Origin of the sequence: Streptomyces sp. NPDC093111, assembly GCF_040683955.1 — a bacterium.
Classification (GTDB): Bacteria; Actinomycetota; Actinomycetes; order Streptomycetales; family Streptomycetaceae; genus Streptomyces.
In genome coordinates this window covers 173,977-200,090 of sequence record NZ_JBFBNW010000005.1, presented here as the reverse complement: position 1 = coordinate 200,090, position 26,114 = coordinate 173,977, and the positions used below count along the sequence as shown (strand labels likewise).

24 protein-coding genes are annotated in these 26,114 nt (G+C 73.7%); 7 read left to right on the top strand and 17 right to left on the bottom strand.

The features are described 5' to 3' along the window. Window positions 1-14 precede the first annotated feature (14 nt). From AB0Q96_RS10250 to AB0Q96_RS10230, 5 genes are all read right to left on the bottom strand, one after another. Window positions 15-1,028 (bottom strand): agmatine deiminase family protein, encoded by a 1,014-nt coding sequence (locus tag AB0Q96_RS10250; protein WP_365323654.1) that lies wholly within the window; start codon window positions 1,026-1,028, stop codon window positions 15-17. Window positions 1,029-1,179: 151 nt separating this feature from the next. Further along, on the bottom strand, window positions 1,180-2,931 hold the full coding sequence (locus AB0Q96_RS10245) for an urease subunit alpha (protein WP_365323652.1): 1,752 nt from the start codon (window positions 2,929-2,931) through the stop codon (window positions 1,180-1,182). Continuing rightward, complete coding sequence (gene ureA, locus AB0Q96_RS10240) at window positions 2,928-3,674, bottom strand: urease subunit gamma (RefSeq protein WP_365323650.1); 747 nt, start codon at window positions 3,672-3,674, stop codon at window positions 2,928-2,930. The genes AB0Q96_RS10245 and ureA overlap by 4 nt, the downstream gene beginning before the upstream one ends. Window positions 3,675-4,101: 427 nt before the next feature. Beyond that, on the bottom strand, window positions 4,102-4,677 hold the full coding sequence (locus AB0Q96_RS10235) for a helix-turn-helix domain-containing protein (protein WP_365323648.1): 576 nt from the start codon (window positions 4,675-4,677) through the stop codon (window positions 4,102-4,104). Between the two features lie 21 nt (window positions 4,678-4,698). Further along, window positions 4,699-6,372 carry a serine/threonine-protein kinase gene (locus tag AB0Q96_RS10230; protein ID WP_365323646.1) on the bottom strand — a complete coding sequence of 558 codons (1,674 nt, stop codon included), beginning with the start codon at window positions 6,370-6,372 and terminating at the stop codon, window positions 4,699-4,701. Window positions 6,373-6,477: 105 nt separating this feature from the next. On the opposite strand from AB0Q96_RS10230, the gene AB0Q96_RS10225 reads away from it, so the two are divergent. The 5 genes from AB0Q96_RS10225 (at window position 6,478) to AB0Q96_RS10205 (ending at window position 11,675) form a co-directional block, all read left to right on the top strand. Continuing rightward, on the top strand, window positions 6,478-7,158 hold the full coding sequence (locus tag AB0Q96_RS10225; protein ID WP_365323644.1) for a helix-turn-helix domain-containing protein: 681 nt from the start codon (window positions 6,478-6,480) through the stop codon (window positions 7,156-7,158). A 185-nt stretch (window positions 7,159-7,343) separates the two neighbouring features. Next, a complete protein-coding gene (locus AB0Q96_RS10220; protein ID WP_365323642.1) occupies window positions 7,344-8,504 on the top strand; it encodes an agmatine deiminase family protein in 1,161 nt (386 codons plus the stop codon). Between the two features lie 23 nt (window positions 8,505-8,527). Further along, window positions 8,528-9,430 carry a DUF4436 domain-containing protein gene (locus AB0Q96_RS10215; RefSeq protein WP_365323640.1) on the top strand — a complete coding sequence of 301 codons (903 nt, stop codon included), beginning with the start codon at window positions 8,528-8,530 and terminating at the stop codon, window positions 9,428-9,430. 212 nt (window positions 9,431-9,642) lie between these two features. Continuing rightward, a complete protein-coding gene (locus AB0Q96_RS10210) occupies window positions 9,643-10,815 on the top strand; it encodes a 7TM domain-containing protein (protein ID WP_365323638.1) in 1,173 nt (390 codons plus the stop codon). Beyond that, window positions 10,812-11,675 (top strand): sugar-transfer associated ATP-grasp domain-containing protein, encoded by an 864-nt coding sequence (locus AB0Q96_RS10205; protein WP_365323636.1) that lies wholly within the window; start codon window positions 10,812-10,814, stop codon window positions 11,673-11,675. Before AB0Q96_RS10210 ends, AB0Q96_RS10205 begins: the two co-directional genes overlap by 4 nt. Before the next feature lie 231 nt (window positions 11,676-11,906). On the opposite strand, the gene AB0Q96_RS10200 is transcribed toward AB0Q96_RS10205, so the two are convergent. From AB0Q96_RS10200 to AB0Q96_RS10190, 3 genes are all read right to left on the bottom strand, one after another. After that, window positions 11,907-12,581, bottom strand: coding sequence for a response regulator transcription factor (locus tag AB0Q96_RS10200; RefSeq protein WP_365323635.1), 675 nt, complete (start codon window positions 12,579-12,581; stop codon window positions 11,907-11,909). Window positions 12,582-12,626: 45 nt separating this feature from the next. Beyond that, window positions 12,627-13,973 (bottom strand): histidine kinase, encoded by a 1,347-nt coding sequence (locus AB0Q96_RS10195; protein ID WP_365323633.1) that lies wholly within the window; start codon window positions 13,971-13,973, stop codon window positions 12,627-12,629. A gap of 93 nt (window positions 13,974-14,066) precedes the next feature. Further along, entirely contained in the window at window positions 14,067-15,230 is a 1,164-nt protein-coding gene (locus AB0Q96_RS10190) for an agmatine deiminase family protein (protein WP_365323631.1), read from the bottom strand. A gap of 123 nt (window positions 15,231-15,353) precedes the next feature. On the opposite strand from AB0Q96_RS10190, the gene AB0Q96_RS10185 reads away from it, so the two are divergent. Next, window positions 15,354-15,971 (top strand): TetR/AcrR family transcriptional regulator, encoded by a 618-nt coding sequence (locus tag AB0Q96_RS10185; protein WP_365323629.1) that lies wholly within the window; start codon window positions 15,354-15,356, stop codon window positions 15,969-15,971. A gap of 34 nt (window positions 15,972-16,005) precedes the next feature. On the opposite strand, the gene AB0Q96_RS10180 is transcribed toward AB0Q96_RS10185, so the two are convergent. From AB0Q96_RS10180 to AB0Q96_RS10145, 8 genes are all read right to left on the bottom strand, one after another. Continuing rightward, window positions 16,006-17,022, bottom strand: a complete 1,017-nt coding sequence (locus AB0Q96_RS10180) for a TIGR03842 family LLM class F420-dependent oxidoreductase (protein WP_365323627.1) — start codon at window positions 17,020-17,022, stop codon at window positions 16,006-16,008. A gap of 11 nt (window positions 17,023-17,033) precedes the next feature. Next, complete coding sequence (gene hydA, locus AB0Q96_RS10175) at window positions 17,034-18,440, bottom strand: dihydropyrimidinase (protein ID WP_365323625.1); 1,407 nt, start codon at window positions 18,438-18,440, stop codon at window positions 17,034-17,036. Between the two features lie 88 nt (window positions 18,441-18,528). Next, window positions 18,529-19,809 carry an aspartate aminotransferase family protein gene (locus AB0Q96_RS10170; RefSeq protein ID WP_365323623.1) on the bottom strand — a complete coding sequence of 427 codons (1,281 nt, stop codon included), beginning with the start codon at window positions 19,807-19,809 and terminating at the stop codon, window positions 18,529-18,531. Next, window positions 19,806-20,648 carry a nitrilase-related carbon-nitrogen hydrolase gene (locus AB0Q96_RS10165; protein WP_365323621.1) on the bottom strand — a complete coding sequence of 281 codons (843 nt, stop codon included), beginning with the start codon at window positions 20,646-20,648 and terminating at the stop codon, window positions 19,806-19,808. The genes AB0Q96_RS10170 and AB0Q96_RS10165 overlap by 4 nt, the downstream gene beginning before the upstream one ends. A 263-nt stretch (window positions 20,649-20,911) precedes the next feature. Continuing rightward, the gene (locus AB0Q96_RS10160; protein ID WP_365323619.1) at window positions 20,912-22,237 is read right to left on the bottom strand and encodes a UL36 very large tegument protein; all 1,326 of its coding nucleotides are present in this window, start codon (window positions 22,235-22,237) and stop codon (window positions 20,912-20,914) included. A gap of 68 nt (window positions 22,238-22,305) precedes the next feature. Further along, window positions 22,306-22,707 (bottom strand): PPOX class F420-dependent oxidoreductase, encoded by a 402-nt coding sequence (locus AB0Q96_RS10155; RefSeq protein WP_365323617.1) that lies wholly within the window; start codon window positions 22,705-22,707, stop codon window positions 22,306-22,308. A gap of 95 nt (window positions 22,708-22,802) precedes the next feature. Next, window positions 22,803-23,102, bottom strand: a complete 300-nt coding sequence (locus tag AB0Q96_RS10150; RefSeq protein WP_365323615.1) for a hypothetical protein — start codon at window positions 23,100-23,102, stop codon at window positions 22,803-22,805. Between the two features lie 112 nt (window positions 23,103-23,214). Further along, window positions 23,215-23,466 (bottom strand): helix-turn-helix transcriptional regulator, encoded by a 252-nt coding sequence (locus AB0Q96_RS10145; protein ID WP_046911809.1) that lies wholly within the window; start codon window positions 23,464-23,466, stop codon window positions 23,215-23,217. A 33-nt stretch (window positions 23,467-23,499) separates the two neighbouring features. Here AB0Q96_RS10145 and map point away from each other — a divergent pair, with 33 nt between their 5' ends. Then, entirely contained in the window at window positions 23,500-24,267 is a 768-nt protein-coding gene (gene map, locus AB0Q96_RS10140) for a type I methionyl aminopeptidase (RefSeq protein ID WP_365323613.1), read from the top strand. Between the two features lie 16 nt (window positions 24,268-24,283). Here map and ggt read toward each other — a convergent pair whose 3' ends face one another. Continuing rightward, the gene (gene ggt, locus AB0Q96_RS10135) at window positions 24,284-26,086 is read right to left on the bottom strand and encodes a gamma-glutamyltransferase (RefSeq protein WP_365324044.1); all 1,803 of its coding nucleotides are present in this window, start codon (window positions 26,084-26,086) and stop codon (window positions 24,284-24,286) included. Window positions 26,087-26,114 lie beyond the last annotated feature (28 nt).

The following is a 26,114-nucleotide window of genomic DNA, read 5'->3' as shown; positions in this document are numbered from 1 at the left end:
CGGGGCCGGTCCGGTTACGGCAGGGGGCGCGCGACGGGGATCTGCTGCGTGATGCAGTGCACTCCCCCGCCGCCGAACGCGATCGCGAGCGCCCGCACGCCGACCACCTTGCGGCCGGGGTGGGCCGCGGCGATCACCGTGAGGGCCGCGTCGTCCTGGGGCAGACCGGCCACGGGCACGACGACACCGCCGTTGGCGACGTAGTAGTTCAGGTACGACACCTCGACCTCGCCGTCGGCGACGTCGACGAACGCGGCCTGCGGCACGTCGACGATCTCCAGGCGCCGGCCCTGTGCGTCGGTGGTGGCCTCCAGTACCGCGCGGTTGGCCCGCATCCGGGCGTAGTCGGGGTGCGCGGGGTCCTCGGGGAGGGAGACGACGACCTTGCCGGGGGCGGCGAAGGCGCACACCCCGTCGACGTGGCCGTCGGTCTCGGTGTCGAGCAGACCACCGTACGGAAGCCAGACAACCTTAAGGACGCCCAGCCGGGATTTCAGCTCGGCCTCGATCTCGTCCCGGTTCATGCCGGGATTCCGGTTGGGATGCAGAAGGCACTGCTCGGTCGTGATCAGGGTGCCCTCGCCGTCGACGGTGATCGCGCCGCCTTCGAGGATCATGTCGGAGCCGATCCGCTCCACCCCGAGGTGGTCGAGGAGCAGGGAGCTGATCCGGTCGTCGGAGTCGTACGGGTGGTGCTTGCGGCCCCAGGCGTTGAAGCGGAAGTCGAGGCCGGCGCGGCGGCCCTCGCCGTCGAGGACGAACAGCGGGGCGGAGTCGCGGAACCAGGAGTCGTCCAGCGGGAGCTCCACGACGGTGATCTCCGGACCGCACCAGGTGCGGGCGTCCTCGCCGTGGCCGGGCGGGGCGACCATCGTCACCGGCTCGAACTCGGCGATGGCCCGGGCGACGTTCGCGTACTCCTCCTTGACGTCGTTCAGCACGCTGCCCCAGAGGTCGGGGCGGGTGGGCCAGGCCATCAGACAGCCCTCGTGCTCGGACCACTCGGCGGGCATGCGGAAGGTGCTCATCGGAAGCTCTCTCTTCGGTGGGTGGAATCTTCCTCTCGACTGAAAATTCAGTCAAGAGGCGAGTCATGCGAGATCGCGGCCCTGATCAGGGCCTGGGGGCCCGGGTGGGCTGGTCGGGCGGGCTGGCTGGCTGGGCGGGGCCGGTCGGGGCTCAGAGGAAGTAGAGGCGGCTGAGCGAGACCTCTTCGGCCGGTTCTGACCGCAGCGGCTGTCCGTCGAGCGTGACGAGGCCGGTGGCGCCGTCGACCTGCACGTCGCCGACCCGGCTGTTCCCGATCATGTCCGCGGGTCCGATGCCCCGGGTGCCGCGCACGGCGACCCGGCGCCTGCGGGTGGCCATCGCGTCGTACGGGCGCCCGAAGGACCCGGACTCGGCGGCGGCCCGGCTGACGAAGGCCACCGACAGGTCGGCGGGGGTGGCACCGTGGGCACCGAAGAGCGGGCCGAGGACGAGCGGCTCGCAGGTGTCCGTGGCCGCGTTCGGATCGCCGGTGACGCCGTAGGCGGGAAAGCCGTTCTTGATGACCATCTGGGGCTTGGCGCCGAAGAACGGCGGGCGCCACAGCACGATGTCGGCCATCTTGCCGACCTCGATGGAGCCGATCTCGTGGGCGAGGCCGTGGGCGATCGCCGGGTTGATGGTCAGCTTGGCCATGTAGCGGAGCACGCGCGCGTTGTCGTCGTGCGCGCCGTCGCCCTCCAGCGGACCCAGTTCGCCCTTCATCTTGCCGGCCATGGCGAAGGTGCGGCGGATCGTCTCGCCGGCACGGCCCATGCCCTGGGCGTCGGAGGAGGTGATGCCGATGGCACCGAGGTCGTGCAGGACGTCCTCCGCACCCATGGTCCCGGCCCTGATCCGGTCCCGCGCCATGGCCGCGTCGCCCGGCAGGTCCGTCTTGAGCGCGTGGACGGAGACGATCATGCCGTAGTGCTCGGCGACGGCGTCGCGTCCGAAGGGGAGCGTGGGGTTGGTGGAGGAGCCGATGACGTTCGGCACGCCGGCCATCTTCAGGACGTTGGGGACGTGCCCGCCGCCGCAGCCCTCGATGTGGAAGGCGTGGATCGTGCGCCCCTCCAGGACTCGCAGGGTGTCCTCGACCGACAGGCACTCGTTCAACCCGTCGCTGTGGAGCGCCACTTGCACGTCGTGCTCCTCGGCCACCCGCAGCGCGGTGTCCAGGGCCCGGGTGTGGGCACCCATGTCCTCGTGCACCTTGAAGCCCGACGCGCCGCCCTCGGCCAGCGCCTCGACCAGCGGGGCCGGGTCCGAGGACGAACCCCGGGCCAGGAAGCCGATGTTCACCGGCCACGCGTCGAAGGCGTTGAACGCGTGGCGCAGCGCCCACGCCGAGTTGACGCCCACGCCCCAGCTCGGACCTATCTCCTGGCCGATGATGGTGGTGACGCCGCTCGCGAGCGAAGCCTCCATGATGCGCGGCGACAGCAGGTGCACGTGGGTGTCGACGGCGCCGGCGGTGGCGATCAGACCCTCGCCCGGGATCATCGTCGTGCCCGTGCCGACGACGACGTCGACGCCGTCGACGGTGTCGGGGTTGCCGGCCCGGCCGATCGCGTGGATGCGCCCCTCGCGGATGCCGATCGAGGTCTTCCGGATGCCCTGCACGGCGTCGATCACCAGCACGTTGGTGATGACGACGTCGCAGGTCGCGCTGGCCGCCGCGGCCTTGAGGTGCATGCCGTCGCGGGCGGTCTTGCCGAAGCCGGCGAGGAACTCGTCGCCGGGCTTCTGGGAGTCGGACTCGACCCGGACGACGAGGCCGGAGTCGCCGAGACGGACCCGGTCGCCGGCACGGGGTCCGTGCACGGCCGCGTAGTCGTGCGGGTCGACGTGCCGGCTGACGCCCGGCGCGCAGTGGTCACTGTGCTTGGTCGGCTTGCTCACGGGTTCGTTCCTTCCGGCGCCGCGGCGGACGCGGGGTCTGCTGCGGACACGGGCTGCTCCGCCGGTACGCCGAGGTAGCCGCAGGCGGCGGCCCTGCGCAGGGCCTCCTCCTTCGCCCCGGGAGCGTCCAGCGGACCGTCGACCAGACCCGCGAAACCGATCGCCACCCGCGCACCACCGATCGGCACCAGACCCACCTCCGCCTCACCACCCGGATCGAAACGGAACGACGCACCCGCCGGAATCGCCAACCGCATCCCGTACGCCGCACCACGATCGAACGCCAACCGCGGATTCGCCTCGAAGAAATGGAAGTGCGAGGTCACACTCACCGGCACCGCCGCCGTGTTGCGGACGGGGAGGGTCGTGACGGGCTCGGGCCCCTCGACGCTCTCCACGGCGGGCAGGACGGCCCCGGGGGCGGCGTCGTCGCGCTCTAGCGCCCCGAAGGGCTCGGCGATCGCGGCGAGCCGGGTGCCGTCGTCGAAGACGGCCTCGACCTGGACCTCGGTGACGATGTCGACGACCCCGGGCAGCACGTCGTCCGGGCGCAGGACCGTACGGCCCCGCTCGACGGCCTCCGCGAGGCGCAGCCCGTCGCGGGCGGCCTCGCAGACGGTGTCGGCGATGAGCGCGGTCGCCTCGGGGACGTTCAGCCGCAGGCCGCGCGCGTGGCGGGCGCGGGCCAGCTCGGCGGCGGTGAACAGCAGCAGCCGGTCACGCTCGGTGGGAGTCAGGGGCATGACGACCCCTGCCCCGCTTCCGCGACGGGTGCGCCGGTCGAAACCATGGTGTTCATTCCTTCTCCGGAAGGTGGGCGAGTGCCTGTACGGCGGGCCGCCGCCGGGCGCCGGGGCCGGGTGACGGCCGGGGAGGCGAGCGGGGGCGGCGAGGGCCGAGGGGGCCCGGAAGGCACGGGAGCCGGCGGATGCGAGAGCGGTCCGTTCTCGGCGTGTTCACTCTGGCACTGACTGAAAAGACAGTCAAGGTTTCCGACATGACACAGTCCCACCAGGTCGAGCCGGGTGGGACTGCGGGGCGGATGCCTTCAGGAAGGGACCCGGAGGGGGACGGGTAGCGGCCCGGAGGGGTGCAGAGGAGGGCGCGGCAAGGACAGGGATGAGCCCGGGAAGGACGGGAAAGCGCCCGGGAAGAGGTGGTGCGGCGGGCTCAGCGGAGTCCGGCCAGCTCCGCCTCGATGGCACCGAGCAGCAGGGTGCGGGCGTGGTCGACCTGGATGCCGCCGCCGAGCCAGCGCATGCTCAGCCCTTCCAGCAGGGCGGTGAGCCGCTCCCCCGAGGCGGCGAGCGCCGAGGCCGGTGCCATCGGCTGGACCTGGCCGAGCAGGGCGGCGACCTCCTGGGTCCACACCAGGGTGGCCCGGGCGAGGTCCTCGCGCAGCAGCTCGTCGAAGACGGCGCTCGCCCGCAACTCGCCCCAGGCCGCACTGTTCTCCCGTACCTCGACGACGTCCTGGAGTTCCAGGAGCAGCGTCTCCTCCAGCTCCTCGCGCGCGGTCAGCGGCGGGGCGTCGGGGTCGCGGTCGGTGGTGTAGCGCTCGGCGCGGTCGTTGATGAACTCCAGGGTGTGGCGCAGGATGCCGGCGCGGTCCTTGAAGTAGTAGTAGATCAGCGCCGTGGACACGCCCGCCTCGGCCGCGAGTTCCTCCACCCGCAGCCCGCGGATCCCGCGCCGGGCGATCACCCGCGCGGCCGCTTCCAGGATCTGAGTACGACGTGTCGCCATGCCCGAACCCTACCTGGCGGTTCAGCCCTCCCGGTGGTGGCGGTCGACCGAGACGGTGACGGCACCGCCGTCGGACGCCACCTCCAGGAGGCGCACGATCACGAGGTCCTTCTGGTCGGCGCTCCGGACGCAGAAGGGCCGCTCGTCGGCGAGTTCGGCGAAGGGCAGGGCCGCCACCGGCTGCGTCTCGATGCCGCGCACGCAGTCGGCGACGCTCAGGTCGTCGCCGGCCGCGACGAAGGCGTCGCTCTCCTCGGACACGACGAAGGCGCTGCCGGTGCGGGCGAGGTACCAGGGGGCCGTGTCCTCGGGGACGACCTTTCCAGCCCGGAGGTCGAACTCGTAGCCGGTGTCGGGCGAGGTGAGCTCGGCGTTCCGGTATCCGGGCCGGTACCCGGCCGCGCCGGAAGGCCGCGGCGCGGCGCTCCCGGTGCCGGCGCCCGGCCGGGCCGACGGCTTCCCGGAGCTCCCGGCACCCGCCGCCCCGTTCTCCGGCGGATAGTCGAGGTAATAGAAGGCGGCGGCGCCGCCGAGGAGCAGCGCGAGGACCGCCACCAGGGCGGTGAACAGGGCGCGGCGGCCACGGCGGGGCGCGCGGCGCGGTGACGGGGTGCGGGCGGCGGGGTGCGCGCCCGGCCGTTCGGTCCCCGCCGTGCCGGCGCCGTCCGTGTACCCCTGTCCCTGGAGGCCCGCGGCGGCGGTGACGGTGGCCTGTACGTGGGTCGGGGTCCGGGTCGGCGCGGGCGTCGGCGGCGGGGTCGGTACGGGGGGTGGCGTCAGGCCCGCGCCGTACTCCTCCACGTCGTCGCTGACCCGGTGGGGCAGCCAGTCGTCGGCGAATCCGGGCCGGGGGCCGACGGCCGGGTGGGACTGGACGGCCGCGATGAGTTCCACGGTGGTGGGCCGGTCGCGCGGGTCCTTGGCGAGGCAGCGTCCGAGCAGGTCCCGCAGCTCCGGCGGTACGGGGGTGAGGTCGGGCACCTCGTGGACCACGCGGTAGAGCGCGGCGGCCTCCGGCCCGTCCCCGAAGGGCGTGCGGCCGCAGGCGACGTAGACGGCGAGGGCGCCGAGCGCGAACACGTCGGTCGCGGGGGTCACCGGGTGGCCGAGCGCCTGCTCGGGTGCCATGTAGGCGGCGGTGCCGATCCGGAGCCCGGTCCCGGTGAGCGCGGCGGCGTCGGCGGCCCTCGCGATCCCGAAGTCGATCACGCGCGGGCCGTCGGCGGCGATCAGCACGTTGGCGGGCTTGAGGTCCCGGTGCACGACGCCCACGCCGTGGATGCCCTGGAGCGCCTCGGCGATGCCCGCCACCAGCGGCAGGACCGTGCGGACCGGCAGCGGGCCGTGCCGCTGGACGACCTGCTGGAGGGTGGGGCCGGGGACGTACGCGGTCGCGAGCCACGGGGTGCGGGCGTCGATGCCGAAGTCGACCACCTGGGCGGTGAACAGGCCGTGGATCCGGCGGGCGCTGGACACCTCCTGGGCGAAGCGCTCACGGAACTCGGGGTCCGCGGCGAACTCCTCCCGTACGGCCTTCAGCGCGATGGGCCGGCCGCCGGGGGTGTACGCCAGGTACACGACGCCCATGCCGCCCGCGCCCAGCCGGGCGTGCAGGCGGTACCCGCCGATCTCGCGGGGGTCGTCGGGGGACAGAGCCGTGCGGGCGGGTGGTGCACCGGGGGGCTGAGCGGACATGCGGCGGCTCTTTCGGCAGGGGTCGTGAGGCCCCCGCATCGTGCCCCTAACTAAAGTTTCAGTCAATATGGGACGATGGTCGGCAGAAACACGGGAAGGGATCACGTGGCGACGGATCGCAGAACCGCCATCCTGGAGGCGGCAGCCCGCACCCTGACACGGCGCGGAGTCCGCGGACTGCGGGTCGACGAGCTCGCGGCCGAGGCCGGGGTGTCGACCGCGCTGGTCTACTACCACTTCAAGGACCGGTCCGGCCTCCTGAGACGCACCCTGGAGTTCCTCACCGACCGGGCAAGACAGTACACGGCGGGGCAGAACGGGGCCGCGGCCCCCGCCGACCCGCGGGTCCTCCTGGAGCTCGCCTTACTGGGAGGGCTCCCTGACACCCCGGGTGTGCCGGACACCCCGGGGGTGCCGGACGACAGCACCGCCTGGAGCGAGCTGCGGGCCGGCGCGGTCTTCGAGCCCGAGCTGCGGGCGGCGCTGGCCGAGGCCGGCGCGGCGCGGGTCCGGGAGGTCACGGGCCTCCTCGCGCGCGTGCGCCCGGCCGCGGGCCCGACGGAGCTGAGCTCCTCGGCCGAGCGCCTGACCGCGCTGCGCGAGGGGCTCGACGCCCGCCGGCTCGGCGGGGTCCTGCATCCGCGGCACGCCCGCGCGCTGATGCGGGAGGCGATCGGGGTGGAGATCGCGCACCTCTCCCGCGCCGTCCGGCCCAACCAACCCGTCCAGCCCACCCAGCCCACCCAGCCCGTAGACGCCTCTACACCTCCCCCACAGTTTGACTGAAATTCCAGTCAGTGCCATGGTGTGGACCATGAGGCCGTTCCCGCCGTCGCGGCAACCGGCGCTCGGGGTTCGCGTCACGCACTCTTGAAGCAGGACTCGCCCGGCGCTCTCGCGCCCCCACTCCCCCGTGCCCCCCACCTCGGCCGGACGCCCTCCGTCCCGTCAGTCCACGATCGGAGTCCACCGTGACCTTCCTCCCTTCCCGTCGTTCCGCCCTCCGCTCCTTCGCCGGCATCAGCGCGCTCGTCCTCGGCGTCTCGGCCTGCGGCCCCGCCGACCCCGGCCTGGCCGGTACCGCCGCCGGCAGCACGGGCACGGACTCCGGGTCGGGCGGGGAGCGCCGGCTGGGCGCCGAGTGGGAGAGCCACACCCGTACCTTCATGTCCTGGCCGGCCCTGGAGGCGGTCTGGGAGGACGACCTGCGCTACGTACGCGAGGACATCGCCCGGATCGCGCGGGCCGTCGGCGAGTACGAGGCGGTCGTGATGATGGCCCGCCCGGACCAGCTGAAGGCGGCCCAGCGGGCGTGCGGGTCCCAGGTGGAGGTCATTCCGCTGGAGGTCGACGACCTGTGGGCCCGTGACACGGTACCCGTCTTCGTCGAGGAGGACGGTGTCGTCACCGGCGTCGACTTCAACTTCAACGGCTGGGGCGACAAGCAGCGGCACGACAACGACGCCCTGGTCGGCGAGACGCTGCTGGGGAAGTACCGGATCCCGCGGGTCGAGGCGCCGCTGGTGGCCGAGGGCGGCTCCTTCGAGACCGACGGCGAGGGCACCCTGCTCATCACCGAGAGCTCGATCGTCAACGACAACCGCAACCGGGGCAAGAACCGCGACCGGATCGAAGCCGGACTCAAGGACACCCTCGGGGTCGAGAAGGTGGTCTGGCTGGCGGGCGTCCGCGGTGAGGACATCACCGACGCGCACGTCGACAGCCTCGTCCGCTTCACCGCCCCCGGCGTCGTCCTGCTGGACCGGGCGCACCCCAGCACCCCCGCCGACTCCTGGTCGCGCTCGGCCGACCAGGCGAAGTCCGTGCTCTCCCGGGCCACCGACGCGCGCGGGCGGCGCTTCGAGGTCATCGACCTGCCGCAGCCCGACCTGAACAGGATCACCGGCGAGGGCGACGACTTCGTCTCCACCTACGCCAACTTCTACATCGCCAACGACGCCGTCTTCATGCCGAGGTTCGGCGACCGGAAGGCCGACGCCCGGGCGAAGGGCATCCTCCAGGAGCACTTCCCCAAGCGGGACATCGTCCCGGTCCCGATCGACACCATCGCCTCGGGCGGCGGCGGCATCCACTGCTCCACCCACGACCAGCCCGGCAAGCCCGCCGCCTGACCGCACGCACCCTCGGAGTCACCGTGTCCAAGAACCGGCGCCAACGGCCCACCCGTAAGAGAACGCTGGTCACCAGCCTGATCCTGCTCGCCGTGGTGGCGGCCGTCTCGGTGGGCGCCTGGCTGCAGTTCGGCGAGCGCCAGGCCCTGGACACGGTGTACTCGGCGGGCGAGGAGGAGCCCGACCGGATCGACGTCGACGCCACCCTCCAGCGCGTCGACGCGGCCGGCCGGGAGCTGGTGCTGCGGATCCTGGTGACGCCGCGCGGTGCGCTCGCCGAGGCCGGCGGGGTGTCCCCCGCCGAGGATCTCGTCGTGCAGACCTCGACGTCCACCGGGGGCGACCTGACCTTCAAGGCCCACAGCCGGATCTCCACCCGGGACGTGCCGGTGGCCCTCACCGGCGGGCCGATCACCGACTACCCCTTCGACGCCTACGACACGACCCTGGAGTTCGGCGCCACGCAGGGGGGCGAGAAGGTCCCGGTCCGCATGCGGCTGACCAACAACGACGCGCTCTTCGCGGCCTCGGTGGACGCCTCCGAGAGCGACGGGGTCGCCGTCTTCGAGATCGGTCTCGCCCGGTCCAACAGCGTGCTCGTGTTCGCCGTCTTCATGATGGCGGCCATGTGGGCGCTGGCCGTGTCGGTGCTGATCGGCGCGTGGTACCTGGTCACCCGCCGCAAGGGGCTGACCTGGCCGGCCCTCGGCTGGATGGCCGCCACGCTGTTCGCCCTGGCCGCGTTCCGCAACACGGCCCCGGGCGCCCCGCCCATCGGCTCCCTCCTCGACTACCTGGCCTTCCTCTGGGCGGAGTCGATCGTCGCGTTCTGCCTGATCACCGTGGTGGTGGCGGGCATCAGGGCCGAACCGCCCGCCCCCTCCGACCCCGCCACACCCACGGACGCGCCCACGGACGCGCCCTGAGGCCGCGCCCCGAGGACGCCTCCGACGCGACGGCCCGCCCGGTACCCCGTACCGGGCGGGCCGTCGCGTCCGTGCGTCCGTGCGTCGGCGGTCGGACGTCTCGGGCCGTCGGGCGTCGGGCGTCGGGCGTCCTGGGAGGTCCTCACTTTCGTTGCGCCGTCATGGCCGATCGGCAGTTTCGGCCGCCCCCGCCGTCGCTGAAGGCTGGGGACGTGCAAGACCTCCTGAAGAACGAAACGTATACGGACGGGTCCTCCGGGCGGCGGCTCCGCAAGGCGCCGGCCCTCGTGAAGGTGCTGGCGGCCGTGGCCGGCCTGGGCGTCCTCCTCCTCGCAGTGCTCGGCTCCCCGGACCGGCCCATCGGCCGCGGCCCCGAGGTCGTCGGCGAGCGGGAGATGGTGCGCGTCAGCGGGCCCGACGGCCGGTCGGCCGAAGTCCTCGCCATGATCGACACCGGCGCCTCCGCCTCGTCGCTGGACACCTCCCTGGCCAGGGAGCTCGGCTTCGACCTGGCGGCGGCGCCCAAGATCACCGTGGCCTCGGCGCTCGGCCGCGAGAGACGCCCGGTGGTGGACACCACGGTGCGCCTGGCCGGCCGCTCCTTCGTCGCCAAGACCAGCGTCAACAACCGGACCCGCCGCGACACCCCCGTACTGCTGGGGCGTCAGGACGTGCAGGGCCTCCACATCGCCGTCGGAAAGCGGCTGCTCACCCAGCCCGACGCGACGGCCGCGCCCTCGGCCCTGCGCATCCTGTTCGCCAAGGCACCGGCCATCGACCCGGTGTCGATGATGGCGCTGCTGCCCCTGGCCGCCCTGCTGATCGTGGTGCTCCGGGTCGTCGTCGGGCTCAACACGCTCGGCACGTTCAGCCCCGTACTGCTCGCCTTGGCGTACGCGCAGTCCGGCCTGCCCCTGGGCGTCCCCCTGACCCTGGCGATGTTCGCGCTCGGCTTCGTCCTGCAACCCCTGCTCCGCGGCCTCCATCTGCCCCGGGTCGCCCGGCTCGGCGTCCTGATCGCGGTGGTCACCTCGGGGCTGATCGGCGCCCAGCTCGGCCTCGGCAGCTTCGGGCTCTCCGACTCCTGGGGCATGTCGCTGCCCATCGTCGTCACGGCGATCGTCACCGAGCGCCTGTGGGAGGCGTGGGACCTCGACGGCCTCCGGGCCGCCGCCACCGGGGCCGCCCTCACCATGGGCACCGCCGTCCTGGTGGCGGCGGTCCTGCTCACGCCGTACGTGCGGGAGCTCGCCGAAGCGGTCCCCCTCCAGCTCGCGGTCGTCTGCGCCGTCTGGACCGCGGTCGTCGGCACGTACCGGGGACTGCGCCTGAGCGAACTCTTCCGGTTCGCTCCCGCGGCCCGGGCCCAGGAGGGCGCCTCGTGATCGGGCTCCGCAGCTGGGACCCCGTCATGGGCATGAACCTGCGCAACGCCCGGATCGCCCGGCAGAACCCGTCCGCCGCGATCCGGCTCGTCAACGACAAGTACGCCACCAAGGAGGCGCTGGCCTCGGTCGGCGCCCCCACCTCGCCCACCCTCGCCGTGCTGCGTTCCCGGCGGGAGATCGCCGCCCTCGACTGGGACGCCCTGCCCGCCTCCTGGGCGCTCAAGCCGAACCAGAGCCTGGGCGGCAACGGCATCCTGCTGGCCTTCGGCCGCCGCCGCGCGTACTGGACGTCCTCCTCCGGGAAGCGGATCACCCGGGCGGTGGTCGCCGACCAGCTGCGCCGCATCGTGGACGGGGAGTTCTCGCCGCGGCCCAGCGACTGGGCGATGTTCGAGCCGCTGATCCGGGCCCATCCGGGGCTGGCCCACCTCTCCCACCAGGGCCTGCCCGACATCCGGGTCATCTGCGAACGGGACCGGCCCCGGCTGGCGATGCTGCGGCTGCCCACCCGGTTCAGCGGCGGCCGGGCCAACCTGCACCAGAGGGCCATCGGCGCCGCCTTGGACCTGCCCACCGGCCGGATCACCCACGCGCTGGTCGGCAAGGAGCCCACCGACACCCACCCCGACACCGGCGCGCGCCTCATCGGGGCGACCGTCCCGCACTGGCCGGAGGTCCTCGACGCGGCCCGCCGCTGCGCGGGGGCGACCGGCCTGCGCTACCTGGGCGCGGACATCGTCGTCGACGCCGACCGCGGGCCGCTCGTCCTGGAGGTCAACGCCCGTCCGGGACTGCAGATCCAGAACGTCACCGGTCGCGGCCTGATGGACGCGGTCGAACCCCCGAGGAGCCTCTGATGCGCCGGATCGCGTGGACCGCGCTCGTGACCAAGACCGCCGTCGCCGGAACGGCGGGCGCCTTCCTGGCGTTCAGCGCGGCGGGGGCAGGACCGGCCCCGACCCCGGCACTGACCCCGGCCGAGACCCCGGCGGAAACCCCGGCTCGGACCCCGGCTTCGGATCCGAAGCCGACCCCCACACCCACACCCACACCCACACCCACACGGATACCGGCGCCGACACCGACGTCTACGCCCCCGGTCGGCGTTCCCCCCGCCTGAGCCGGGCGTCATGGGCCAGGAGTGCCGCCTGGACGCGGTTGGCGCAGCCCAGCTTCGTCAGCATCCGGCTCACGTACGCCTTGACCGTGCCCTCCCCCAGGTGCAGCCGCTTGCCGATCTCCGCGTTCGAGGCGCCGGTCCCCACCATCGCGAGCACGTCCCGCTCGCGGTCGGTGAGGGCGGCGATCCGGCCGACGCGGGGGTCGGCCGGCGGCTCTCCGCGGTCGAGGTAGTGGTCGATGAGGTGCCGGGTGATCGGCGGGGAGACGACCGGTGCGCCGCCGGCGACCCGGCGGACGGCCTGGATGAGCTCCTGGGGCGTGCTGTCCTTCAGCAGGAAGCCCATCGCCCCCGCCTTGAGGGCGCGGTCCACGTACGCGTGCTCGCCGAACGTGGTGAGCATGACGACCCGTACCGAGGGCGCCGCCCCGGCGATGCGTTCGGCCGCCTCCAGTCCGTCCTCCGTGCCCTGCATCTGGATGTCGAGCATCGCCACGTCGACCCGGTGCCGGGCGGCGAGCCGGGCGGCCTCGGGGCCGTCGGACGCCTCCGCCACGACCTCGATGTCGTCGGCGTGCTTGAGGACCAGTCGGATGCCGGCGCGGACGAGGTCCTGGTCGTCGGCGAGGAGAACACGTATCACTGCGGGGCCTCGGGTCGTGGGGGAGGAAGGTGCGCGGCACGCGGTCTAGGGGAGGTCGGGGCAGGGGACGAAGGCGAGGGTGACGAACTGCAGGGCGACCACGCCGGCGACGCCGAGCACCATGGCCGCGGCGGCGGCCACCCGGTCCCCCCAGGTCCGTTCGGCGGAGACGGCCCGGTGCCCGGGCGGTGCGGGGGTGCGCACCACGGCCGGTCCGGCGCCCAGCGGGATGCGGGCGGCCACGGCGTAGCCGCCGCCGTCGGCGGGTTCGGCCCGCAGCGTGCCCCCGAGGAGGCGGATCCGCTCGTGCAGGCCGACCAGGCCGAGGTCGCTGCCGGGCAGGCGGTACGGGCTGGCGCCGGCCGTCTCGGGCCCGTTGCGCACGTCGATCCGCACCTCGCGGGCCTCACGGCGCACGACCACCCGCACGTCGGCCGCCGCCGCGTGTTTGTGCACGTTGGTCAGCGCCTCGCGGACCACCCGGTCCACGGCCCGCCGGGCGGTGGGGCTCTCCCCCGACAGGTCCGTGCCGGTCCATTCGAGGTCCACGGCGATGCCGGCCCTGCGGGACTGGGCGACCATGGCGACGAGCTCCGCGTGGGTCCCGGTCCGGGCCGTCAGCGGCTCCGGGCCGGCCACCGGGTCCCCGGCGCGCAGGACGCCCAGGATGTCCCGGAGTTCGTCCATCGCGCGCCGCACGGTGCTGTGCACGAGCAGCGCGCTGCGGTGGACGTCGGGGTCGCCCCCCTCGGTGGCCATCCCCAGGCCGCCCGAGTGCAGGGCGATGAGGCTCAGCCGGTGCCCGAGCAGGTCGTGCATCTCGCCGGCGATCCGGGAGCGTTCCCGGGCCCTGGCCTGTTCCTCGGCGGAGTGGTGCGCCTTCTCCAGGTGGGCGTTGCGTTCCGCCAGGGCGTGGACCAGCCGCTCGCGCTGGCCGGCGAGGGCGCCGGCGAGACCGGGCAGCACCCCGCAGACGATGCCGGTGACGAGGACGACCATCACGTCGTACTCCAGGATCGGGGTCGGCCGCGTGGCCGAGCCGGCCGCGGTGACCGCCAGGGGCAGGGTGACGCACCCGGCCAGGAGCGGGACCCGGCCGCGGAGGCGGGCCCAGCGCGCGCCGGCCGTGTACGCCACGGCGGCCAGGGCTCCGCCGGTGAGCGGCTCCAGGGCGACGAGCAGCGAGGCGCCCGCGAGTGTGGTCGCGGGCGCCGCCCGGCGGGCGAGGACGGCGACCACCGCGCCGGCGGCGATGAGGAGCCGGCCCGCGGTGCCGAGCGGCGCTTCCTGTACGGAGCTCCAGCCGTCCCAGTCCAGGAGCGCGCCGACCGTCGCCCCGGTCACGGCGATGAGGACGAGATCGGCGCCCGTCCGGAACACGCGGTCCCGCATGCCGCTCACCTCTTCTCTTCTGCTCCGGCAGGACGCCGGCCGTCGCCCGGGGGCGGCGGCCGGCGCGTGGTACGGGTGTGGTGCGGGTGTGGCTCAGACGGCCGGGGGGACGACCGGCTGCGACTGGGTGGCGCAGTGGATGCCGCCGCCGCCGCTCGCGATGTTGTCGATGTCGAGCTGGACGACGGTCCGGTCGGGGTACGCGGACTGGAGGATCGCGTAGGCGACGCCGTCGGCGTGGGGGTCGCCGAACTGCGGCATCAGGACGGCGCCGTTCGCGGTGTAGTAGTTGGTGTAGCTGGACAGGAAGCCGTCCTCCCCCTTGCGGCGGATGGCGGCGCGGTCCGGGCCGGGGAGCTCGGTGACGGTGAGGCGGCGGCCCTGGGCGTCGGTGGCGCTCTGCAGCACGCGCTTGGTCTCCTCGTAGACGGCGACCCACTTGGCTTCGGTCTTGGGGCCTGGCTTGTCGAGGATGACCTGGCCGGGGGCGACGAAGCGGGCCAGGCAGTCGATATGGCAGTCGGTGATGTCCTGGCCCGCCAGGCCGGGCACCCAGACGACCTTGTCGATGCCGAGCGCGGACTTCAGGGCCTGCTCGACCTGCGCCTGGGACATGCCCGGGTTGCGGTTGGCGTTGACCAGCGAGCTGACGGTGGCGAGCAGGGTGCCCTGGCCGTCGGTCTCCAGGGAGCCGCCCTCGCCCACGAAGGCGGCCTGGACGCGGTCGACGCCGTACTGGCCGAGCAGGGTCGCGGCCGCGGCGGCGTCGTTCGCGTAGGGCTGGGCGTACGTGGTGCCGGCCTTGCCCCAGCCGTTGAAGTTGGTGTCCACGCCCGCGACGGCGCCGGGGGCGACGAGGAAGGTGGGGCCGAAGTCGCGGATCCACAGGTCGTCGTTGGGGATCTCGACGACCTCGATGCCGTAGGAGGCGCCGCTTCCGCACTGGTAGCGGGCCTCGGCGGCCTGACCGGGCCGGGCCAGCATCACGACGGGCTCGAAGCGCGAGAGGGCGTACGCGACGTTGGCGATGTCACGGCGGACCGCGCCGAGGGAGCGCGGCCACACGGACGCCAGGGCGGGCCAGGCCATGAAGGTGCGGACGTGCGGGTCCGTCTCGGCGGGCATCCGGAGGGTGGCGCCGGACGGCGCGGTGGCCGCGCGGGCGACCGTCGGCAGTGCGGCCCCGAGAGCGGCGAGGGGCACGGCGGCGGCGGCGAGCTGGAGCAGCCGGCGTCGGGAAGGGGCTGGCGTGTTCATGGGACTCCCCTGAGGAGGGACGGGAGGACGCCGTCATCCTGGCCCGGACTGAATTTTCAGTCAATACGCGAACTGAAGATTCAGTCAGCATGAGACAATCGCCGGGACCAGGAGGAGGAAAGAGTGGCGACGGACCGCCGAACGGCAATTCTGGAGGGGGCCGCCCGCGTCATCGCCCGGCGGGGAGTGCGCGGGCTGCGGGTCGAGGAACTGGCCGCCGAAGCGGGGGTGTCCACCGCGTTGATCTACTACCACTTCAAGGACCGGGCGGGCATCCTGCGCCACACGCTGGAGTTCATCAGCGACCGGGCCGACCGCTACACCGCCGACCTGGACGGGGCGGACGGCCCGTTCGACCCGCACCAGGAGCTGGAGCGGTCACTGCTCCTCGAGTTCCAGGACCTCCCCGAGGTGCGGGAGAACAGCACGGCCTGGGGCGAGCTGCGGGCCAGCGCGGTCTTCGAGCCGGAGCTGCGGGCGGACCTGGCCAGGGCCGGGCTCACCTGGGTGCACGAGGTGGCGGCCCTGCTGGCCCAGGCCTGCCCCGCGGCCCCCGCCCCGACCCTGACGGCGTCGGCGGAGCGCCTGACGGCCCTCCTGGAGGGCCTGAGCACCCGGTGGCTGACCGACGCCCTCACCGTGAGCCACGCCCGCACCCTGATGCGGGAGGCCGTCGCCGTGGAGATCGGCCACCTGCGCGGGAGCTGGGCGCCGGACGGCGGGCGCGCGGCCGACGGGTGAGGAGATCTCGTCGCACCAGCGGGAGCCGCCCGGATCAGGCGCCGAGCGCCGGGATGACCGCGGAGCCGTAGGCGTCGATGGTGCCCTCGCGGTCGTCGTGCATGGCGTAGACCGCGAACTGGTCGACGCCGAGGTCCTTCAGGTGGCGGAGCTTGGCGAGGTGGGCCTCGGCGGGGCCCAGGAGGCAGAAGCGGTCGACGATCTCGTCGGGGACGAAGGCGGTGTCGGGGTTGTCGGCGCGGCCGTGGTGGGAGTAGTCGTAGCCCTGCCGGTCCTTGATGTACGCGGTGAGCTCCTCGGGGACCATCGAGGAGTGCTCACCGTACTTGGCGACCAGGTCGGCGACGTGGTTGCCGACCATGCCGCCGAACCAGCGGCACTGGTCGCGGGCGTGCGCCAGGGCCTTTGGGGAGTCGTCGGCCGTGACGTAGGCCGGGGCGGCGACACAGATCGTGAGGGCGTCGGGGTCGCGGCCGGCGTCCCGGGCGGCCTTCCGGACCGCCTTGACCATCCACTCGGTGAGGAACGGGTCGGCGAGCTGGAGGATGAAGCCGTCCGCCTTCTCGCCCGCCAGGGCGAGGGCCTTCGGCCCGTACGCGGCCATCCAGACGGGCAGCTTGCCGTTCTTGATCCAAGGGATCTGGATCGCGTTGCCGTCGACGGTCGCCTCCCGTCCCTCCGCCAGGTCCCGGATGACGTCGATGGCCTCGCCCAGGCGGGCCAGGGTGTTCGGTTTGCGGCCGGCGACGCGCATGGCGGAGTCGCCGCGGCCGATGCCGCAGACGGTCCGGTTGCCGTACATGTCGTTGAGGGTGGCGAAGGTGGAGGCCGTCACCTCCCAGGTGCGGGTGCCCGGGTTGGTGACCATGGGGCCGACGTGGAGCTTGGTGGTGTTGGCGAGGATCTGGCTGTAGATGACGAAGGGTTCCTGCCAGAGCACGGCGGAGTCGAAGGTCCAGCCGTAGCGGAAGCCGTTGCGCTCCGCGCGGCGCATCAGGCCGACGACCTGCGAGGCGGGCGGATCGGTCTGCAGGACGAGTCCGAAGTCCACGGGGCGGTCTCCTAGTTCAGGTACTGGCAGGTGGAACGGGGTACGAAGCTGCCGTGTCCGGCGCGGCCGACGTACGCGCGCCGGTCGATGACGGGTTCGCCGCGCGAGAGGACGCTCTCGACCTGCCCGGTGACCGTCCTCCCCTCGTACGCGGAGTAGTCGACGTTCATGTGGTGGGTGGCCGCGGAAAGCGTCTGGCGGGCGTGCGGGTCGTAGATGACGACGTCCGCGTCCGCACCGGGCGCGAGGGTCCCCTTCTGCGGGTAGAGGCCGAACATCCGGGCCGGGGTGGCGCACGCGATCTCGATCCAGCGGCGCCGGGAGATGTGCCCGTCGACGACGGCCTGGTGGAGCAGGTCCATCCGGTTCTCGACGCCCGGCAGCCCGTTGGGGATCTTGGAGAAGTCGCCGAGGCCGAGCTCCTTCTGCCCCTTGAAGCAGAACGGGCAGTGGTCCGTCGACACCACCTGGAGGTCGTTGGTGCGCAGCCCGCGCCAGAGCGCCTCCTGGTGCTCCTTCGGCCGCAGGGGCGTCGAGCAGACGTACTTGGCGCCCTCGAAGCCGGGCTCGGCGAGGTTGTCCGTGGACAGGAACAGGTACTGCGGACAGGTCTCGCCGAAGACCGGCAGGCCCTTGTCGCGGGCGGCGGCGAGTTCGGCGACGGCCTCCTCTGCGGAGACGTGCACGACGTAGAGCGGGCTCCCGGCGACCCGGGCGAGCTGGATCGCCCGGTGCGTCGCCTCCGCCTCCAGGAGCGCCTTGCGGACCTCCCCGTGATGGCGCGGGTCGGTCTCGCCGCGGGCCAGGGCCTGTTCGACGAGGACGTCGATGGCGAGCCCGTTCTCCGCGTGCATCATGATCAGCCCGCCGTTGGCGGAGGCCCGCTGCATGGCCCGCAGGATCTTTCCGTCGTCGCTGTAGAAGACCCCGGGGTAGGCCATGAAGAGCTTGAAGGAGGTGATGCCCTCCTGGACCAGCTTGTCCATCTCCTTCAGGGAGTGCTCGTCGACGTCGGAGAGGATCATGTGGAAGGCGTAGTCGATCGCGCAGACGCCGTCGGCCTTGGCGTACCAGGTGTCGAGCCCTTCGCGCAAGGAGTGGCCGACGGTCTGTACGGCGAAGTCGACGATGGTGGTGGTGCCGCCCCAGGCGGCGGCGCGGGTGCCGGTCTCGAAGGTGTCGGAGGCGGCGGTGCCGCCGAAGGGGAGCTCCATGTGGGTGTGGGCGTCGACGCCGCCCGGGATGACGTAGCGGTCGGTGGCGTCGATGGTCCGCTCGGCGGTCCACCCGGCGGCGATGTCGGAGCCGTGGGCGGCGAGGGCGGCGATCCGGCCGTCCTCGATGAGCACGTCGGCGTGGAGCTCGTCGGCGGCGGTGATCACCAGACCGCCCCGGATGAGAGTACGGGTGCTGCTCACGGACTTCTCCCCTGCGAACGGGACGGGTGCGGTCTGGTGGTGACGGGCGGGCGGGGCGGGGCCGGGCCGGGGGCCCGCCGGCGGCGGGCTAGACCGACCGGAGGGCCTGTTCGAGGATGGCCGCGCCCTCCTCGGCCTCGGCGACGGTCAGGGAGAGCGGGGGTGCGACACGCAGGGCGCTGGTGTTGTGGCCGCCGCCCTTGCCGATGAGCAGGCCGCCGGCGCGGGCCGCCTCCAGGACGGCGCCGGCCGTGTCGGGGGCGGCGCGGTCGGTGCCGGGCTCGGTGAGTTCGATGCCGATCATCAGCCCGCGGCCGCGGACCTCCCGTACGGACGCGGCTCCCGCGGCGGCGGCGCGCAGCCGCTCGATGAGCAGGCCGCCGACACGGCGGGCGTTGCCCTGGAGGTCGTGTTCGAGGAGGTACGTGAGGTTGGCGAGGCCGGCGGCCATGGTGACGGGCGAACCGCCGAAGGTGGAGATGGAGTTCGCGTCGAGGCAGTTCATGATCTCGGCGCGGGCGACCACCCCGCCGATGGACATGCCGTTGCCGATGCCCTTGGCGAAGGTGAGGATGTCGGGCGGTCCGGCCTGGCCGTGCGCCTGCCAGCCCCAGAAGTGCTCGCCGGTCCGGCCCCAGCCCGTCTGCACCTCGTCGGCGATCCAGAGGATGCCGTGCCGGTCGAGGACGCGGCGGAAGGCGGCGTAGAGGCCGTCGGGCGGGGAGGTGAAGCCGCCGACGCCCTGGATGGGTTCGGCGATGAGGGCGGCGACGTCGCGGGTGTGGCCGAGGAGGTCCTCCAGGTCGGCGACGCAGGCGTCGACGAACCGCTCGTCGGTGAACTCGGCGTAGGGGCCCCGGTGGCGGACGCCGCCGTGCACGTACAGCGTCTGCAGCGGGGAGAGGCCGGTGGGCGACCAGGAGCGGTTGCCGGTGATGCCGACGGTCGAGAAGGAGCGCCCGTGGTAGCTGTTGCGCATCGCCAGGATCTGGGAGGAACGGCGGTACGCGGTGGCGAGGAGCAGGGCGGTGTCGTTGGCCTCGGTGCCGGAGGTGGTGAAGAAGACGCGGGCGTCGGGGATGCCGGAGAGGGCGGCGATCCGTTCGGCGAGCTCCACCATGGGGCGGTTGAGGTAGAGGGTGGAGGAGTGGATGATCCGCCCGGCCTGTTCGGCGACGGCCTTGGTGACCTCGGGGAGGGCGTGGGCGGTCATCGTGGTGAGGATGCCGCCGAAGAAGTCCAGGTAGCGGTTGCCGTCGGCGTCCCAGACGTGGCGGCCCTCGCCGTGGGTGAGCTCGATCGGGTCGCGGTAGTAGAGCGAGACCCAGTCGGGGATGACGGCGCGGTGGCGCGCGTAGAGGCCGCTCACGGCTGCACCAGCCCGTCGTAGGCGTCGGGGCGGCGGTCCCGGTAGAAGGCCCACTGCTGCCTGACCTCCTCGATGAGGCCGAAGTCGAGGTCGCGGACGACGAGTTCCTCGGTCTTGTCTGAGGCGGTGTCGCCGACGAACCGGCCGCGGGGGTCGACGAAGTAGCTGGTGCCGTAGAAGTCGTTGTCGCCGTACTCCTCCTGGCCGACACGGTTGATGGCGGCGACGAAGTACTCGTTGGCGACGGCGGCGGCGGGCTGTTCCAGCTGCCAGAGGTAGGAGGAGAGGCCGCGCGAGGTGGCGGACGGGTTGTACACCAGCTGGGCGCCGTTCAGGCCGAGTTGGCGCCAGCCTTCCGGGAAGTGCCGGTCGTAGCAGATGTAGACGCCGATCTTGCCGACGGCGGTGTCGAAGACGGGCCAGCCGGCGTTGCCCGGGCGGAAGTAGTACTTCTCCCAGAAGCCCTTGACCTGCGGGATGTGGTGCTTGCGGTACTTGCCGAGGTAGCTGCCGTCGGCGTCGATGACGGCGGCCGTGTTGTAGTAGAACCCGGCCTCCTCGACCTCGAAGACGGGGACGACGATCACCATCCCGGTCTCCCGGGCGAGCTCCCGCATCCTGCGCACGGTCGGCCCGTCGGGCACGGGCTCGGCCCAGCGGTAGTGCTCGGGCTCCTGCACCTGGCAGAAGTACGGGGCGTTGAACACCTCCTGGAACCCGATGACCTTCGCGCCCTGCCGGGCCGCCACGCGGGCGTGTTCCTCATGCTTGGCGATCATGGATTCGGTGTCGCCGGTCCAGGTCGCCTGGACGAGCGCGGCGCGTACGACGTCGGTCATGAGCTGCTCCTTCGGCACGGCGTCAGAGAGCCTCTACGCACGTAGACGCGGTGCGTAGGAGGAGAACGTAAGCCCCGTCACAGCCCGGAGCAAGACCACTGCCGTGAACCGGCCGAGTCGATCATGTTTCATACCCGAGTGGTCCACGTCGGACACGTACCGACACGTCCTCTTCGGCCCGATCGCGCCCTTGTACGAGCCTTCCGCGGGCCGGCCGGCGGGCGGGACGGGTCCGGCACCTCAGGCCGGACAGGCCCGTCGCCTCAGGCCAGACCGGCGACCCGCAGGGCGTGCAGCAGGTCGCGCGCGTGCGACGGCGAGACGGCGCGGGCCGCGGCGAGCAGCCGGGGCGTGAGGGCGGCGGGGTCGAGGGCGGCCAGGCGCGCCGCGTCCTCCGGTGTGCGGGTGCGGACGAACGCGGTGAGCAGGGCCTGCGCCTCGGGGTCGTGCCCCTCGGCGGCCAGGACGGCGCAGGCGTCGGCCAGTTCCGCCACGGGGCGGGCGACGCCCTGGCGGAGGAGCTGGTCGCGGTCGTGCGGGCGGCCGGCGTCGGCGAGGGCACCCGCGACCGCGGCGAGCCGGGCCGGTGGCAGTGCGGCGGCCTCCCACAGCAGCGTGTCCCAGTCGGCGGCCAGACCGGCGCGGTGCAGCTCGGCCGCCAGGACCGGCAGCCAGGCGGGCGGCCCGGCCAGCGCCTCGCACAGCAGCCCGTGCGCGTCACCGCCCCGCCCCTGGGCGCGCAGCCGGCGCAGGGCGTAGACGGCGTTCCCCGCGGCGCGGGCCGCGTGCCCGGGGTCGGCGGCCGGGGCGGGCACCGGGGCGACGGCCGGGGCGGGCACCGGGGCGGCGGCCGGCGCCCCGCCGAACCGGGCTCCGCGCGGGGCCGCGCCCCCCGCGGGCAGCTCGGGGACGGCGGCCTGCGCCGGACCGTCGGCGGCGTCGTCCAGCCAGGCGTAGCGGGCGCCGCGGGGGCGGCGCTTGGGCGGGCGCACGGAGTCGGCCGGGGGTGGGGCGGGGGCCGGGGCCACGCTCGGGGCCGCTGCCGCCCCCGCCGCCGGGGCCACGGTCACCACCCCCGGCACTCCCGCCACCCCCGGCACTCCCGCCGCTCCCGCCGCTCCCGCCGCCCCCGTCCCCGCCAGCCTCGTCATCCGTGCCGCGAGTTCCGCCACCCGGGCCCGGGAGCGGGTCAGGTCGTCGCGGGCCCAGGCCAGGGCGGGGCCGGGGGTGGCGGACAGGTGGTGGAGGCGGGTCTCGGCGTCGGCGGCGGCCCGGTGTGCCTGGCGGTGGCGGGCGGCGAGGGTCCGCGCGGCGTCCGGGGCGCGGTCGTGGGCGGCCGCCGCGGCCCCGTGCAGGGCCAGGCCGCGCACGGCCCGGGGGCCGCCGGGCGGTTCGCCGAGGTCCTGGAGCAGGGAGGCGACGAGGTCCCAGGGCGGCAGCTCCGTACCGTCGAAGCAGGCGCGCAGGCCCTCCGGGTCGCGGGCGGCGAAGACCCCGTACCAGCCCTCGCCCGGCCGGAGCCGGCCGGCGAGCTCGCTCAGCCAGCCGGCGAACGTGACCTGCTCCGCCGGGAGTTGATGCACCGTCATAACCCTGCCTTTCGGTCCCGGGCATTGGACCGCAGTCGTGTTACGGGACGGCTACGCAGAGTTTTCGGTCAGGCGCCGGGGAAGCTCACGACGATCCCGGTGTGGGGGCGCTTTCCGAGGCGGGCGACGGTCGCGGGCCAGTCGACGGCCCAGAACTGCCAGGTGTACTTGCGGGAGAGCAGCCGGCGCACCCGGCGCAGCTCCTCCCCCGTCACCAGCCGGGCCGTGCCCTCCACCCGGACGGCCCCCTCGGGGACGTTCCCGCGCACGTCGCAGACGGCGGCCACGGTCCGGGGGTCGCGGCGCAGCCGCTTGACCTTCCAGGAGTCGGTGCGGGTCCAGGCGTACAGCCGGTCGCCGTCCACCGCGTACCAGACGGGGGTGGCGACCCCGGTGCCGTTCTTGCGGAAGGTGGTGAGGCTGACGTAGCGGCCGTGGCGCAGCTCGTCGGGGATCGTGTCGGGCGTCATGCCCGGGAGCCTACGCAGGGGCCGGGGCGACGGCGCGGGTGAGGGTCTCCCGGGCCGCCGGACGGCCCGGGGCGGAGCGGGACGTGACGGACCGGTCAGCCCTTGGGCTGGATGGCACTGAGGCCCCTGCGCAGGTCCTCCGGGTTCATGACGGGCGAGTAGTGGATCTTGGCGTCGAGCCCGACGAAGAAGGGCTCCGAGATCATCGGCAGGTCGGAGGGGTCGATCAGGTCGAAGAAGAGATACGCCGTCCGGCAGCCGTCCTCGACGGTGAAGTAGGCGGCCTCGGGACGCAGTTTGTCGAGCGCGGCCTCCATGGTCTTCTGGAGGGTGCCCGACTTGATGGCCTCGTTGGAGGCCGGCGTGTCCATCTGAACCTTCAGCAGCATGCGCATGACGCGGCCCTTCCCGGCCGGGCGGAGGCTCCGTTCGCTACGCCCTCGGCACACCCGGACGCTCGTTTCCAGCGTCCCCCCTCCGGCGCGGCCGGTCCACTCGGCACCCCTCCTACACGGGGGCGAGGGCGCAGCGGGTCACGAGCTCGTCCATCGACAGGCCGAGCACCCCGGCGAGGGCGGCGACGGTGAAGAAGGCCGGGGTCGGGGCCCGGCCCGTCTCGATCTTGCGGAGGGTCTCGGCGGAGAGGCCGGCCGCCGCGGCGATCTCGGCCATCGAGCGCCCGCCGCGGGCTTCGCGGAGCAGCGTGCCGAGGCGTTCGCCGCGTTCGCGCTCTTCTGGGGTGAGGGGTGTGCGCACCATGCCACCCATTCTAATACCGGTATAGTAATTGGCATGATGGAGATCAAGACGGATGCGACCCTGCTGGCGATGCGCGAGGCCGGCCGGGTGGTCGCGCAGGCCCTCGCGGCCGTACGGGAGAAGGCGGCGCCCGGTGTCACACCGGCCGAACTGGACCGGGTGGCCCGGGAGGTGCTGACCGGGGCGGGGGCGGGATCGCCGTTCCTGGACTACCACCCGGAGTGGGCCCCGCGGCCCTTCCCGGCGGTACTCTGCCTCTCGGTGAACGACGCGATCGTGCACGGGATCCCCGACGGCACCCCGCTCGCCGACGGCGACCTGGTCAGCGCGGACTGCGGGGCCGTCCTGGGCGGCTGGGTCGGGGACGCGGCCGTCAGCTTCACGGTCGGCCGGGCCCGCCCCGAGGACACCCGGCTCGTCGACACGGCGTACGAGGCGCTGGAGGCGGGGATCGCGGCGGCGACGGTCGGCAACCGGGTCGGCGACATCGCGCACGCGATCGGCCGGGTCTGCCGCCGCGCCGGATACGGCATCCCCGACGGCCTCGGCGGCCACGGCGTGGGCCGCACCATGCACGAGGACCCGGGCATCCCCAACGAGGGACGCCCGGGCCGGGGCGTGCCGCTGCGGCACGGCATGGTGATCGCGATCGAACCGATGCTCGCCGGCGGCGGCCTCGACGCCCACTACACGGCGCGCGACGGCTGGACCATTCGCACCCTCGACGGCTCCCGCGCGGCCCACGCCGAACACACCGTGGCGATCACGGACGAGGGGCCGCGCGTGCTGACCGCACTCTGAGCGCGGCCGTGGCCACTCAGGGCGCCGGCCGGACCACCATCGCCGAGCCGCCGCCCCTGCGGACCGGCTCCGCCGCGGCCAGCCAGCGGCCGTCCGGGAGGCGTTGGACACCGGTGGCGGCGCCGATCTCCGGGTTCTGGCGGAAGCCGTGGCCGATCGCTTCGAGTTCGGCGCGGAGCGGGCTGTTCCACAGCTCGGGTTCGAGCTCGGTGGTGGCCTGGTTGCGCTGGCTGGCCCGGGGCGCGGCGATGGCGTCGACCAGCGGCAGGCCCCGGTCCACGACCCCGGTGAGGGTCTGGAGGACGGTGGTGATGATGGTCGCGCCGCCCGGCGAGCCGAGCGCGAGCACCGGCCGGCCGGTCTTGTCGAGCACGATCGTCGGCGAGATGGAGGAGCGCGGACGCTTCCCGGGGCCCGGCAGGTTGGGGTCGTGGACGGCCGGGTTCGCCGGGGCGAAGGAGAAGTCGGTCAGCTCGTTGTTGAGCAGGAAGCCGCGCCCGGGGACGGTGATGCCGCTGCCGCCGGTCGACTCGATGGTCAGCGTGTAGGCGACGACGTTGCCCCACTTGTCGGCGACCGTCAGGTGGGTGGTGTTCTCGCCCTCGTACGGCGTCGGCGCGGCCGTCCCGCCGCTCGCGCAGGCCGCCGGGTGGCGCGGGTCGCCGGGTGCGAGCGGGCTGGTCAGGACGGCGTCGTCGCGGATCAGGCAGGCCCGGGAGTCGGCGAACCGCTGGGAGAGCAGCGCGCGGGCCGGGACGTCCTCGAAGGCCGGGTCGCCGACCCAGCGGCCCCGGTCGGCGAAGGCGATCCGGCTGGCCTCGATGAAGCGGTGCAGGTAGCGGGCCTGCGAGGCGCGGGAGAGGTCGGTGCCCTCCAGGATGTTGAGGGCCTCGCCGACGGTGGTGCCGCCGGAGGAGGACGGCGCCATGGAGTAGACGTCGAGGCCGCGGTAGGACACCTTCGTGGGCTTGCGCTGGATCGTGTCGTAGCCGGCGAGGTCCCGTTCCGTCAGGTCGCCGGAGCGCACCACGCGGGTGGCGCCCGCGCGGACCGGCGGGCGCTGGACGGTGTTCACGATGTCGCGGGCGAGCGGGCCCCGGTAGAGCGCGCCGACGCCCTCGCGGCCCAGCTTCGCGTACGTCCGCGCCAGGTCGGGATTCTTGAACGTCGTGCCGACGACCGGCAGTTGCCCGCCGGGCAGGAAGAGTGCGGAGGTGGCGGGGAAGTCGCGGAAGCGGGCCTCGTTCGCGGCGGTCTGGGCGCGGAAGGTCGCGTCCACGGTGAAGCCCTGGCGGGCGAGCCGCTCGGCGGGTTCGAGGAGCCTGCCCAGCGGCCTGCTGCCCCACTCGTCGAGCACGGTGTCCCAGGTGGCGGGGGTGCCGGGGGTGCCGACGCCGCGACCGCTGGTCTGCCCCTCCTCGAAGGGGATGGGCTTGCCGTTCTCCACGAAGAGTCCGGCGTCGGCGGAGCGGGGCGCGGTCTCGCGCCCGTCGACGGTGTGGACCGTACGGGTCCTGGCGTCGTAGTAGACGAAGTAGCCGCCTCCGCCGATGCCGGCCGAGTACGGCTCGGTGACGCCGAGCGCGGCGGCGACGGCGACGGCGGCGTCCACCGCGTTGCCGCCCTTGCGCAGCACCTCGATGCCGGCTGCCGACGCGTCCGCGTCCACGCTGGACACCGCGCCGCCCCAGCCGCTGGCGACGGGCACCTTGGCGGGCGGCGGCGGTGCCGCAGCCGTCGGGGGTGCCGCGGCACCCACCGAGAGGACCGTCGCGGCGACGGTGAGGACCGCCAGGTTCCGCGCGGTCGAACGCCGCATTCGAGACTGCATCCGTACCTCCAGTCAA